The organism is Rhodococcus sp. CX, from assembly GCF_015865005.1.
Lineage (GTDB): Bacteria > Actinomycetota > Actinomycetes > Mycobacteriales > Mycobacteriaceae > Rhodococcus.
In genome coordinates this window covers 1-12,708 of the sequence record NZ_JADZGH010000198.1, presented here as the reverse complement: position 1 = coordinate 12,708, position 12,708 = coordinate 1, and the positions used below count along the sequence as shown (strand labels likewise).

Annotated in this window: 11 protein-coding genes and 1 pseudogene; 2 read left to right on the top strand and 10 right to left on the bottom strand. The window is 68.0% G+C overall.

The window, feature by feature from the left end; all coding sequences use genetic code 11:
* From I0Q12_RS33455 to I0Q12_RS21320, 7 genes are all read right to left on the bottom strand, one after another.
* A partial coding sequence (locus tag I0Q12_RS33455) for a gamma-glutamyltransferase (protein ID WP_231611160.1) occupies positions 1-421 on the bottom strand: 421 nt, incomplete at its 3' end.
* Positions 418-774 carry a non-heme iron oxygenase ferredoxin subunit gene (locus I0Q12_RS21345; RefSeq protein WP_197254451.1) on the bottom strand — a complete coding sequence of 119 codons (357 nt, stop codon included), beginning with the start codon at positions 772-774 and terminating at the stop codon, positions 418-420. The genes I0Q12_RS33455 and I0Q12_RS21345, both read right to left, overlap by 4 nt.
* Positions 775-815: 41 nt before the next feature.
* Positions 816-2,261: an aldehyde dehydrogenase family protein gene (locus tag I0Q12_RS21340; protein WP_197254449.1), complete on the bottom strand. Its 1,446-nt coding sequence runs from the start codon at positions 2,259-2,261 to the stop codon at positions 816-818.
* Positions 2,258-3,484 carry an NAD(P)/FAD-dependent oxidoreductase gene (locus I0Q12_RS21335; RefSeq protein ID WP_197254447.1) on the bottom strand — a complete coding sequence of 409 codons (1,227 nt, stop codon included), beginning with the start codon at positions 3,482-3,484 and terminating at the stop codon, positions 2,258-2,260. The genes I0Q12_RS21340 and I0Q12_RS21335 overlap by 4 nt, the downstream gene beginning before the upstream one ends.
* The gene (locus I0Q12_RS21330; RefSeq protein WP_197254445.1) at positions 3,481-3,849 is read right to left on the bottom strand and encodes a Rieske 2Fe-2S domain-containing protein; all 369 of its coding nucleotides are present in this window, start codon (positions 3,847-3,849) and stop codon (positions 3,481-3,483) included. Before I0Q12_RS21330 ends, I0Q12_RS21335 begins: the two co-directional genes overlap by 4 nt.
* Before the next feature lie 90 nt (positions 3,850-3,939).
* Positions 3,940-4,659, bottom strand: coding sequence for a TenA family transcriptional regulator (locus I0Q12_RS21325; RefSeq protein WP_197254437.1), 720 nt, complete (start codon positions 4,657-4,659; stop codon positions 3,940-3,942).
* Positions 4,660-4,841: 182 nt separating this feature from the next.
* Entirely contained in the window at positions 4,842-5,291 is a 450-nt protein-coding gene (locus I0Q12_RS21320) for a heme-binding protein (RefSeq protein ID WP_197254435.1), read from the bottom strand.
* Between the two features lie 279 nt (positions 5,292-5,570).
* On the opposite strand from I0Q12_RS21320, the gene I0Q12_RS21315 reads away from it, so the two are divergent.
* Positions 5,571-7,223, top strand: a complete 1,653-nt coding sequence (locus I0Q12_RS21315; RefSeq protein ID WP_197254433.1) for a CdaR family transcriptional regulator — start codon at positions 5,571-5,573, stop codon at positions 7,221-7,223.
* Here I0Q12_RS21315 and I0Q12_RS21310 read toward each other — a convergent pair.
* Positions 7,210-8,610, bottom strand: coding sequence for an MFS transporter (locus tag I0Q12_RS21310; RefSeq protein WP_197254431.1), 1,401 nt, complete (start codon positions 8,608-8,610; stop codon positions 7,210-7,212). The two genes, I0Q12_RS21315 and I0Q12_RS21310, sit on opposite strands and share 14 nt — an antisense overlap.
* A gap of 357 nt (positions 8,611-8,967) precedes the next feature.
* On the opposite strand from I0Q12_RS21310, the gene I0Q12_RS21305 reads away from it, so the two are divergent.
* Positions 8,968-10,572, top strand: a complete 1,605-nt coding sequence (locus tag I0Q12_RS21305) for a hypothetical protein (RefSeq protein WP_197254429.1) — start codon at positions 8,968-8,970, stop codon at positions 10,570-10,572.
* Positions 10,573-10,632: 60 nt separating this feature from the next.
* Here I0Q12_RS21305 and I0Q12_RS21300 read toward each other — a convergent pair whose 3' ends face one another.
* Positions 10,633-11,949 carry a hypothetical protein gene (locus tag I0Q12_RS21300; protein WP_197254428.1) on the bottom strand — a complete coding sequence of 439 codons (1,317 nt, stop codon included), beginning with the start codon at positions 11,947-11,949 and terminating at the stop codon, positions 10,633-10,635.
* A 76-nt stretch (positions 11,950-12,025) separates the two neighbouring features.
* A pseudogene (locus I0Q12_RS21295) lies at positions 12,026-12,708 on the bottom strand (Hsp70 family protein); the annotation flags it as partial.

Genomic DNA, 12,708 nt, shown 5'->3' with positions numbered 1-12,708 from the left:
GGCCGCGTTCGGCGATACGCGCGGCGGGTTCCCACAGCTCCGGCAGCGCTCTGCTCGCCCCCTGCGCGTGCAGTGCGGCCAGGGCGGCCGGTGCACCCGGCACCGCCACGGCCAGCGCCCCGTCGAGGGGAATCGCATCGAAGCCCCGGTCCCGGTAGAAACCGGTTGTGCCGCCGTCCGGTCCGTAGCCGCTGCCGTTAACCGTCCAAACGGCGCCGTCGGGTTCGCGCACCACCGCGAACGCATCACCGCCGAGTCCACATTGCCCGGGCAGCGTCAGCCACGTGACCGCGGCCATCGCGAGCGCCGCGTCGACCGCGTTGCCGCCGTCGGCGAGTACGCGCGCTCCTTCCTGGCTCGCGAGGGGATGGCTCGACGCGACCATCCCTCCGGTCGCGAGCGTCGGCGGCCGGCGGTTCATGCCGACCTCTTCCGGCGCCGGCGCGGACCCTCCGGGGGTTCGTTCGGGTCGATGCCCACGAAGATCTCGCCGTCGCGCTCCTCGCACGGGTAGGTCTTGATCGGCTCGGTTGCCGGCGGGCAGATCGGCTCCCCGGTTTCGAGGTCGAAAGCGCTTCCGTGGCAGGAACATCCGATACCGTCCTGGACCAGCTTGCCGGACGAGAGCAGACAGTCCAGGTGGGAGCAGTAGTTGGATGTCGCGTATGCCTTCCCGTCCAGCCGGGAGATGGCGAATTCGTATTCGCCGGCGTAGAACCGGCGGACGATACCTTCGGTCACCTGCCCGGAACGGGCCACTCGCTTGAACTCCATGGTCTTCCTCCAGGCATCTGTGGGTGAAAGCCGGACGACGGTCAGGCTTCGGGGGAGAGGTACACGGTCTTTTCGGACTGGTAGAACTGCATGAGCGTGGGGCCGGCCTGTTCCTTGAAGGTCTGTGTGCTCGACTGCTTGTAGCCACCGAAGGGCGCATTGCCGGCCATGCCGGTAGTGGGCTGGTTGACCTTCACCAGACCGGTCCGCGAACCGGCGACGAACCGGTGCGCGTCGGCGAGGCTGTTCGTGACGATCGAGGCGCTGAGACCGAACGCGGTGTCGTTCGCGAGGGCGAGTGCGTCGTCGAACGACGAGGCGCGCTGGAATGCGAGGACGGGTCCGAAGATCTCGTCGGTCAGCAGTCGCATGCCCGGGGTGGTGTCCGCGAACACCGTGGGCCGCACGAAGAAACCGGTCTCGTCGCCGCACCGCGTCCCGCCGCACACGAGACGTGCGCCTTCATCGGATCCGATCGTGACGTACGCGAGGAACTTGTCGAGCTGGCCCCGGCTCGCGAGCGGCCCCATCGAGACGCCTGGAGCGGACCCCGCCCCGACGGTGAGTGCCTCGGCGCGTGCGACGACCTTCTCCAGCAGTGCGTCGTGGATCTCGTCCACGGCCACCACCCGGCTGGTTCCGGTGCAGGCCTGGCCGGACAACCCGAACGCACCCTTGACGATCAGCGCGGCGGCCGCGTCGAGATCGGCGTCCGCCAGCACGACCACAGGGTTCTTCCCGCCCATCTCGAGCTGCACCCGCCGGTCCGGGCCGATGCTGCGGTGGATGGCGCGGCCGACCTCGGTGGAACCGGTGAACGTCACGGCCGCGACTCGCTCGTCGCCGGCCACAGCCGTCCCGGCCCTGCCGTCGCCGTGGACGAGGGCGATAGCGCCCGGCGGCAGGCCTCCGGCGAGCAGCGCCTCGACGAGGCGCTGCCCCATGAGCGGGGTGATCTCGGACGGCTTGAACAGGACGGTGTTGCCCGCCGCGAGTGCCGGCCCGAGCTTGCGGGACGGAATGTTGAGCGGGAAGTTCCATGGCGTGATGGCACCGACGACCCCGATCGGCTCGCGCACGGTGTACACCGTGGTCGAACCCGGCGCGGGAAACGTCGTGCCCGTGGCACGGAGCGCCTCACCGGCATAGAACCGCAGGTTCAGCGGCGTCCGGCTCACCTCCATCGACGCCTCGGCGCGGGTCTTGCCCTCTTCGCGGATCAGTTCTTCGACCAGCGTGCCGGCCTGCGAGACGAGATGTTCGGCGGCGGCCTCGAGGATCGCGGCCCGCCGTTCGGGCGGCGTGGCAGCCCATTCGGGCGCGGCCTTGTCGAGTGCGTCGACGGCGTTGCGCACGTCGATGGCATCGGAATCGGGAAACGTGCCGATCAGGTCGGTGTCGTCGGCGGGGTTGCGGCGTTCGAAGACGGCGCCGGACGCCGCCGGTACCCAGCTGCCGTCGATGTGGTTCAGGCCCGTGATCGTCATGCGGATTCGACCTCCTCGTACATGTCCCACAGATCGACGTCCTCGTCGGCGAGCCGAACGGCGTCGACCCGGTGGCCGAGGAGTTCGCGTGCGGCCATGATGTCTTCGCCGCGGTCCATCGCGAATGCGGCGGAGAGAACGTCGCCGGTCAGGTAGAAGACGGAGAACTCGCCTGAGTCGATGTCGCCGCGGACGATGTATTCCGTTGCTCCGCTCGCTGTTCCGGCGAACTGGATGTTGGAGTCGTACTGGTCGGACCAGAACCAGTGCGGGTCGTCGGAGAGCGACTGGCGCCCGACGATCGTGTCCGCGACGACGGCGGCCTGCCGGTTCGCATTGTCGAAGTGCTCGACGCGGATGTGCCGGCCGGCCCGGGGTGAGAAGCGGCTCGCGACGTCGCCGGCCGCGTAGACGTGCTCGGCCGACGTACGTCCGACGGCGTCGACCACGATGCCCCCGTCGACGGCGAGCCCGCTCGCGGCGGCCACCTCCGTGTTGGGCACGATTCCGATGCCGACCACGACCGCGTCGGCCTCGATCGTGTCGCCGGTGGTCGTCGTGATCCGGACGCCCGCGTCGGATGTCGTCAGCGACGTGACGCCGGTTCCGGTGCGCAGGTCGACGCCGTTGCGACGGTGCAGATCGGCGCAGTAGGAGCCGACCCGGGCGCCGAGAACGGTGCCGAGGAGCTGGTCGGATTGTTCGAGCACCGTCACGCTCACGCCGAGCGAGCGTGCGGTCGCGGCGATCTCGAGCCCGATGAATCCGCCACCCACGACGGCGAGCGTCGAGCCGGGCGTGAGCCGGGCCGCGAGGGCGGTCGCGTCGTCGAGCGTGCGGAGGTAGTGGACCAGGTCGGGCCGGGAGCCGGTGGAGGCGAGCGTGCGGGGTCGGCCTCCGGTCGCGAGGATCACGGCATCGGCCGCGAGCGACCCGCCGTCGAATTCGACGGTGCGCGTGGCGGTGTCGACCCGCTGCACCGCGACCCCGGTGCGGATGTCGATGTCGTTGGCGTCGAGCCATTTCCGCGTCATCAGGGCGAGGGACTCCCCGCCCTCGCGGCCCGCGAGGAACTCCTTCGAGAGCGGCGGCCGCTGGTAGGGTTCGTGCGGCTCGTCGCCGAGCAGGACGATGCGGCCGTCGAATCCGCGGCGGCGGAGCGTGCGGGCGGCGACCGCGGCGACCTGGCCGGCACCGACTGTGACTACTGTGCGAACGGTCATGCCGTGCAGTCCTTTCCGGATTCCCCGGTAGTGCGTCGCGGGGTGGGATCGATGTGGACGATGTCGTCGACGACGGAGACGGGGTACGTCGGCTGGCAGAGGTCCTGGTCCTCCTCGTACCCGGTTTCGAGGTCGAACCGCCACTGGTGACCGGGGCAGATGACACGGCCGTGGAGCAGAGTGCCTTTCGCGAGCGAACGGTCCTGATGGACGCACAGGTCGGCGAAGGCGTAGAAGCGGTCGTTCGCGTGGAACAGTGCGATTGCAACGCCGTCGACTTCCACTCGGAGCTTGCGGCGGCGGGTCAGTTCCTTCACGGTGGCGACAGCAACCCAGGTCGGGGCGCTGGTGGCGTCGGTGGACATCGTTCTCCTTCGCTGGTCTGCTACGCGGGGAGCGGAAACCGCTGTGTATCGGAAACCGCTGTGCAGCAACCGCTCCCCGCGAGTCTTGAATCAGGCCGACGCCAGCTCCAGGTCGGGAGCGACGTAGGTGTCGTACAGGCCCTTGGTGTACGAGTAGCGCATCTCGGCGCCCCAGCGGACGAGTTGCAGGCACCGCTGCTGCAGCTGCGGCGTGTCGGCGCAGTCCAGCACGATCTGGTAGCCACGTTCCCCGTGCACGACGTCGGAGGTGATGTGCAGGTCGAAGAACTCGATCTCGTCCTCTGTGAAGCCGTAGACCTCGCGGAGCGGGACGATCTGCTTCTTGTAGATGCTCGGGACCTGGGACTCGAGTCCGACGACGAGCGCGGCCGTGGCGACCACGAAGTGCTCACGCTGCGACACCGCGTAGCACCAGGCCTGGAGTCCCCGGGTCACGGCGTTCATGTTGTTCGGGTCCTCGACGCGTTCCTTGGTGGTGCCACACGCTTCGGCGAACTTGATGAGGAGGTCGGTGTGCCGGATGTCGGCGAGTTCCTCCTCGTACATGTTCTGGAGCGTGAAGTCCTTCGCGTCGGTGTAGTGGTCGGGGGTATTGGAGTAGATGTTCGCGAGGTAGTCGGCGAAGGGGCCCACGTAGTGGTAGTGGTTCTCCGCCCACCGGGCGAAGTGGTGCTTCTCGAGCTTGCCTTCGGCCCATGCCTTGCTGAAGGAGGCGTCCTTCGCTTCACGTCCCTTGATGGCGTTTTCCAGTGCGGTGCGGAACTCGTCGCGTCCGAGCAGTTCGGTCATGAGATGTGCCTTTCCGGGTTGTCGTGCGGTCGATGCCGTTGTGGAGAGCTCCGCGACATTGCGGGTCCGAATGTTCTGGTGTGCAGCTTGTTTCGGTGAGTTCGAGCCTAGGTGGGTGGGATCGGCGCTGCCAGGGCCACAATGACCGGGAATCGCCGCGTAGTCGGGTCGAAGTGCACGTGTCAGTGCGCGGTCGCGGACACGAGAGCCTCGAACTCGGCGAGCATCGCGGCACCGACAGCCTTGTCCTGCTCGCCGTTTCCGCCGCTGATCCCCACCGCGCCGACGATCTGGCCGTCGTAGACGAGGGGGAAGCCGCCGACGAAGATCGCAAACTTGCCGGGGAGCATGTGGCTGATGCCGAATGCCTCGTTCCCGGGGAGTGCCGGCCCGTTGGGCGGTTCGTTGAACAGGTGTGTAGCGCGTTCGTGGCCGGCGGCGGTGAACGCCTTGGCGATCGAGATGTCGACCCCGGTCAGTCGTGCGCCCGGCAACCTGTGCAGGGCAATGACATTCCCGCTTTCGTCGCACACGCAGAGGGTCTGCTTGACGCCGATCTCCTCGGCCTTCGCTCGGCCGGCGGCGAGGAGGGGGAGTGCGTCGTCGAGAGTGATTCGGTAAATGCGATGCATCGGTCTCCACTTTCTGAGTCGGGGCCGGTTCGGTTCTTGCCGGGACGGCTGCCCGAGCGGGCGGATTGTTGCCCGGCCGGGAGGCTCGTGGTCGGGCGTGGCTCATTTCTAACAGCACCGCGCGGCCGTTGGGACGGTCAAAATGACCCCGATACGCGAGCAGTATGTGGATAACATGCACATGTGCGGAGCCTGTACGTCTCTGGTAGCTGATTTAGGGAGTGCACGACGTCACCGGCCCCGTGTGGCGTTACAGCCCCTCGACGGAAGTAGGTCTCCATGGAACCGAGCCCGCGTCTGACTGTCCGCGGACTGCTGGAGGAACCGCTCATGGCCGGCGCACGCGTCGCACCGGACGGTGCCGACCTCGACCGCGTCCTGAGCTGGATACTGCCGCTCGGTGAGGTCGTGGGTCGCTACGACGACCTCGCCGGAGTGGCGGTCTACGTCCGGCCCGAGGCACTGGCTGCAAACGCACACGCGATGCCGGCCGTCGCGGCGCGCGGTGCGGCGGCGCTCGTCGTCGACGGTGCTCTGCCCGCCGCGATCACCTCGTGGCCACCCGGCCTGCCCGTCGTCGAACTCGACCTCCCGGTGGGGTTCGCGGCACTCAACAGGCTGCTCGCCGAGCGGTCCCTGATGCAGGAAGTGCATGTCATGCGGTATTCCGCGCACGTGCACTCGACGCTCGCGGGGCTGCTCCACCGAGGGGCCGGGCTCACGCTCCTGATCAAGGAGGTGTCGTCGCTCGCGCAGCATCCGGCGGTGGCGCTGGACGCCCGCGGTCAGGCAGTGGCATATCACGGCATCGAGCGGACCGCGGTCCGGGAAATCTCGGAGCGGCTTCACGACTCGCTCACCGGTGCGTCGGCCGCCGGTCGGGGTCACCACGACACCCGGGTGATCGACGTGACCGCGGGGGACGTGCACTGGACCTGCACCGCGAGCACGATCCGGCTCGGCAAACGCTTCGAAGGGTGGGTGGTGGTCCTCGCTTCCGGTGAGACGCCGAATCCGCACGATCTCGCGCAACACGCGGTGGTCACCGAGCAGGCGACCGCGATCATCGGATCCGAGATGCTGCGCCAGCGCAGTGTCGACGAGGCCGAGGAACGTGCGCGCGGCGACTTCGTTCAGGCCCTGGTGCACGGGGATTTCTCCAGCCGGCACGACATGCAGGCCCGTGCCGAATACCACGACATCGATCTGACCTCGACGTTCGCGGTGTTCGTCGCTCCCGGATACGTGGAGAACCCGAACGTGCCGGCCGGTGAGGCGGCCGGTGGGCTGCTGCGTCTCGCCCGCTACGCGGCGAGCGTCCTGCCGCATCCTTCCATCCGCTCGTACGTCACCGTGATCGGTGATGTGCTGGTTGTGGTGCGGTCACTGCGATACCGCGATGCCCGTGACGTCGAGGCGGAGATCACCGAGTTCGCGGAGGCCGTGTCGGAGGACCTGTCGCGGCGGCGCGGCCGTCCCGTCCCCGTCGCGCACGGAGCACCGGCCGTGGGCGCCGACCAGATCCGCGAGAGCTACCGCCAGGCGCGTGTTGCTCTCGGTATCGGGCAGAGGATGGGGATGTCGGGGTCGGTGTCCTACTACGACCTACGTGGGTACGGGGTTCTCGAGCTCGTCGCGGAGACCGACCGGAGCAGACGGTTCGTCGGCGACGTGCTCGGCTCCCTCCGGCCCGGCAGCGACCTCTACGACACACTCGTCGCCTATCTCGGTTCCGGCGGCAACGTCAACGCGGCCGCGCGCGAACTCAACGTGCACCGCAACACGATGCTGTCGAAACTCGACCGGATCTCGCGGGCCATGGCGATGGACGTGCGGACCCCGGAGAATCAGTTCACCGCGTGGCTCGCGGTCCGGCTCGAATTGCTCGATCGTCTCCACACCTCGGTCGAACACGAAATCAACTATCGCTGAGCGCTTTCGCCACGCTCTCGACATCCTCGGGGTCGCGACCGAGGAACGAGGCGGCGAAGGCGACACATACCGTCACCGCACAGACCGCGAAGACGACGCTCACGGACCAGGGAGCGAGCGCGATCGTCACCCATGCCGCGCCGACCGCGGAGCCGCCGAAACGGATGAGGTTGAACACCCCGAGTCCGGTGCCCTGGGCGCCCGCGGGTGAGCGTGTCGATCCGGCCGCAGCCGGCGTCTGAACGGCGGCGATCCCGGCCCCGGTCACCGCGAGAACGCCTGCGACGAGCCGAGGATCGGGCTCTCCTGCGGAGAGAACGACCGCGAGAGCGCACTGGGCGACGATCAGGATCGCCAGCCCGGTGCGGAGCACGCGCCGGGCACCGATCCGGTCCGTCGTGCGCCCCACCAGGGGCGCGAAGACAGCCATGACCGCGGGCAGCGCGAACAGGATCGTGCCGGCGGTCGCGGTGGACGCACCCGTCTCCGTCAGCCGCAACGGAACCGCCAGCAGCGCGGTACCGAGACAGAACATCTGCGCGAAGGCTGCGACAGCACTTCGGGCGAAACGACTTTCGGCCAGCAGTCGCACGTCGACGAACGACGTTCGGGCGCGCAGGCAGTGTGCGACGAACCAGCCGAGCACTCCCGCGGACGCGGCGAGTACGACCGGTGGCATCGCAGCATCGACGCCGGACTGCCCGAACATGCTCAGTCCCAACACGATTCCGGCGGATCCGGCGGTAAGCGTTGCCGCACCGAGCGCGTCGAGGTTCATGCGGCGCCCGGGGAACGCGGGAATCCAGCGGATCGTCCCGGCGAACCCGAGCAGTGCGATCGGGACGAGCGGGACGAACACCCACCGCCAGCCCCAGTTCCCGGCCACGAATCCGCCGAGGGTCGGGCCGATCGCCTGCCCGATACCGTTGACGGTCGCCCACGCGCCTACGGCACGGGCGCGGCGTTGCGCGTCGAACAACCACGCGATCAGCCCCATGACGGCGGGGGCGAACGCCGCGGCCGCGACGCCGCCGAGTGCACGCCACACGACAAGGATCTCGAGGGACGGTGCGGTTGCGGCGCCGAGCGCACACACCGCGGTACCCAGCAGGGCCGCGCTGTAGACGCGACGGCGACCGAAGCGGTCGCCGATGTATCCGGCGAGTGGCATCGACGCGGCGAACGTGAGGAGGAATCCGACGGCGAGCAGCGCACCGTCCTCGAGGGACGCGTCGAAATCCGAAAGGATCAGGGGAAGGGGAACATTGATGATGTTGTTGCTGAGGGTGCCGATGAGCGTGCCGGCGAGGAGGGCGGACAACGCGAGTGGGGTGCCCGTGCCGGTTGCTTCCGACGGTGTGCCTGCCACCTCTGTGCGTGTGCTCATCGAACTCCCTGGAACCGTGGAACTGCGCGGCCCCGTTCGTGCCGCGATCCCACTGTCCCATCGTGGGGCGGGTGAGTGGCTCGGCAGCGCGCGGTCGGAGTGCACACGTGTGGACCCCTGATCAGGGCACCCTGCACAGGTATCGCCGGAAAGTGCGCTTTGTCCCTTGGCGAAACACGCTCGTAGCAATCTTTCACATTCGAGCGACTCGGCGACACGAAATCGCAAAAGTGGAACACAGTGCACAGGTAGCGTCCGGGCCGGTGTGCAGGGTTCTCGTTGACCCGGTGTGACCGAACGCGGAAAGTTCCACCAATCAAGCCCGATCCGTTCCGCCCTCCCGCCGAAGGACATGCTTTGGACGTACAACTCACTGCCGCCCACTGGGTCTATCTGGCCGGCATACTCGTCATCCTGGCCACCATGGCCCTGCGGAAGAACATCGTCGTTCCCGCAGTCGTCGCAACGTTCCTGACCGCATTGGTCTTCTCCGGCAGCATCGTCACGGGGCTGTCGTCCATCTTCAACGCGAGCCTCGTCGCGGCGAAGGAACTGTTCAACATCTTCCTCATCATCGCGATGGTCACGGCGATGCTCGGAGCGCTGCGCCAGCTCGGCGCCGACCGGATGATGGTCGCGCCGTTCCGTCGCGTGATGCGCGTGGGCGCGAGCAGCTTCCTCGTCCTCGCCGCCGTGACCTACGTGATCTCGCTGTTCTTCTGGCCCACCCCGGCCGTCCCCCTGGTCGGCGCGGTGCTCATTCCGGTGGCCATCCGCGCCGGACTGTCGCCGCTCTCGGCGGGTATGGTCATCGCGATCTGTGGCCAGGGCATGGCACTGTCGTCGGACTACATCATCAAGGTCGCGCCGGGCATCTCGGCGGTCGCGGCAGGGGCGGACACCGATTCAGTGGCCGACAAGTCTCTCGTCCTGTCGCTCATCGTGGGTGTCACCGCCCTGGTGATCACCTACCTGACGCAGAAGCGAACCTGGCGTGCGCCGTCGCCGGACCTGCTCGTCGAGTGGGAGGCGGAAGCCGACCGGGGAATCGGCGACCTCCCCCGGGAGGAGGACCGGCCCGGCGGTTCGGCGGGCGGCGGCTCTGCTCGCCCGGTGCACCCGGAGCCGGTGGGCGGACCGACCAGCGACGGTGGGCAGCCGGCCGCGGCGACCGCAGTGCTGGTGCGCGCCTCGGACCCGGTGGTCGACGCCGACCCGTCCGACGATGAGGTCGCCGCTGTGGAGAAGGAACGTCGTGGCACCGCCAAGGCGTTCGCGATGCTGGTGCCGCTGGTCTACCTGGCGTTCATCGTCTATCTGATGCTCGGCAAGTTCACCGAGGTCGTACCGCCGCTGAAGGGCGGCGACGCCGCCGCGATCGTCGGAGGTCTCGCGGCACTGATCCTGTTCGCAGCCGCCGCATCGACCGACCGGGGTGGCTTCCTCGAGACGACGTCGGAGCACCTCGTCGACGGTCTGGTGTTCGCGTTCAAGGCAATGGGATGCGTGCTGCCCATCGCCGGGTTCTTCTTCATCGGCAACCCGGACTTCGTGGGGCCGATCCTCGGTCTCCCGTCGGACGCGACGGGACCGTCGATCCTGTTCGACCTCGTCACCGCGATTCAGACGCATCTGCCGCAGAACGCATTCGTCACCGCGTTCGGAATCCTGCTCATCGGTGTCGTCGCGGGTCTCGACGGGTCGGGCTTCAGCGGCCTGCCCCTCACGGGAGCGCTCTCGGGTGCGCTCGGACCCGCCGTCGACATCGATCCGGCGACACTCGCCGCGATCGGTCAGATGGGCAACATCTGGTCGGGTGGCGGGGTGCTCGTCGCATGGTCGTCGCTCGTCGCGGTGGCCGGTTTCGCCCGGGTGCCGGTCCTCGATCTCGCCCGGAAGTGCTTCCTTCCGGTGATGGCCGGTCTCGTTCTCTCGACAGTCTTCGCGGTGCTCGTGTTCTGACGAACCCGGTGCTGTGCCCCCTGCCGCGGTCGGCGGCAGGGGGCACAGGCGGGAACGGAATCAGTTCTTGCCCAGGCCCATTTCCTCGGCCTCGACGAACTTGACGTACTGGGTCGCGACGCGCTGCGACATCGTGCGCAAGGAGTCCCGCTCGGGGTCGGTGTTGCCGATCGGCCGGAAGCCGGTGATCTCGGCGACGTACGGGCCATAGGTCATGTAGCACACCGACATCCGGCCCTCGGCGACGTCACCGCTCATGCACGTCGTGTCGGGAACGTTCTGCGGCGCCGACGCGTCCTCGGTGACCTCGGAGTAGTTCCTCCGGGTCTGGGCCAGGAATGCGTCCCGAACGGTCTCGGCACCCTCCGGGCTTGCCGTGCGGTACACGGTGGAGTTCGCCATGGCGACCCGGTCGGTGCCGGTCTTCTCGAAGAGCTCGGCCGTCTGTGCCGGGTTGCTGTCGAAGTGCAGCCAGCCCAGCGGACCGTACACCGCGAGTTCGGAGTTCCGCGTCGTCTCGTCCTCGGTGTAGCCGACAGCGCGGGCGAGGACCTTGTCCATGTCGACCACCAGCTCGGGGATCTCCGGCGTCGGCGTGTACGGGAAGCCGGCGAGCAGCGGAATCTGCTTCTCGAGCGCGCGCGTGGTGATGTCTTTCGCCCACTCGGGGTCGTCGGGGGTGGTGGTGGCGTAGGTGTAGATGAAGTGAGGGCCGTTGACGGTGTACGAGGACACCGTGTCGGAGCCGGTTTCCCACCGGTAGGTCACGGCCTGGGTATCGGGCAGGCCGGGCAGCGTGATCGGAGTGGCAGCACCCGACGCGAAGATGTCGTCCCCGCCGCTGCCGTCGGTGAGTTCGTCGGCGTAGAGCTCGTCGGCGATGGCGGCCGCGGACGCTTCGTCCGGGAGCCGAACGACAGAGATCCCGAGGCCGTGGGAGCCGTCGGCGTAGTCCTGGAAGTCGCTGAATGTGGTGATGACTTCGTACTTCTCGGAGATCGCGGAGACGGATTCGCTCAGGAGCCCGAGTTTCGCGAGGCCCCCGACGCCGACGCCCTGGTTCATGCCGCCGCCCGAGACGAGCTTCGGGTCGATCGTGTACGGGGCGACCACGAATTCGGCCATGCGCTGGCCTTCGACGGCGGGCCCGAAATCCCCGGCGAGCCGGCCCTCTGCCTCGAAGTCCTTCGGGACGGTGTTGTATCCGCCGGTGTCGAGGGACTCGATGTCGAAGTCCGCCTGCCGCTCGGCGCCGGAATCTGCGGCGAGCGCGGCGGTTTCGCTGTCGACGGCGGTGCCCTCGACGTCGCTGCTGCACCCGGCGAGGGTGAGAGCGGCTGCCGCTGCGGCGGCGGTGAGGATGCGTGACGTACGCATGATCTGAAACTCCTGTCGTTCTGGTGTGCCGTCGTTCTCTGCCGCGCTGCGGCAAGACCTCTGGGATGAAACTTGTTCACGAAGAAGGGAATCCGAGCTCTCGCATGAGCGTCAGTCCCTTGTCGACGGGTGCGATCGAGAAGTTGATCACGAGCCCTTTCGTCTTGTCGATGCCGTTGAAGAAAGTGCTGTACGGATCGGACGGCAGGTACTCGATGATGCGGTTGCCGTCGTCGGAGAGAACCGAGACATAGTCGGTGATCGGCTGGTCGCGCATGCGGATCAGCGTCGACCGGGCGTACTGATCGTCGCGGTACGCGGACACCGTCACGTAGTCGTGCTCTCCCATGCCGATCGTCTTGCCCAGGGACGAAGCGGGATCGATGTCGCAGTCGACGCGCAGTGCGTTCTCCATGCTGAACCCGGCCTTCTCGCACGACGTGGACGACGTGATCAGTTTGGCAGGCAGGATCGAGGTGACATCGTCGGTGGATTCGCTGATGTAGGCGGAATCCGACGTGGCGGGCGGCAGACCGCCCTCCGCGGCGAGCACCGTCGTCGTTTCGACGGTCTCCGCAGAGGCGGTGGAAGTTCCACCGGCTCCGCCGCTCTGGGCGAAGGCATAGACACCGCCGGCGGCGATCGCGGCCGCGACGAGAACACCGGCGCCGATCAGCAGCGGCTTGCGCTTCCCGGCCGGGGCGGTCTCCGGGGCCGCGGCGTCGGCGAAGACGGCGGGTGCGGGCTGCGGCCCCGGAG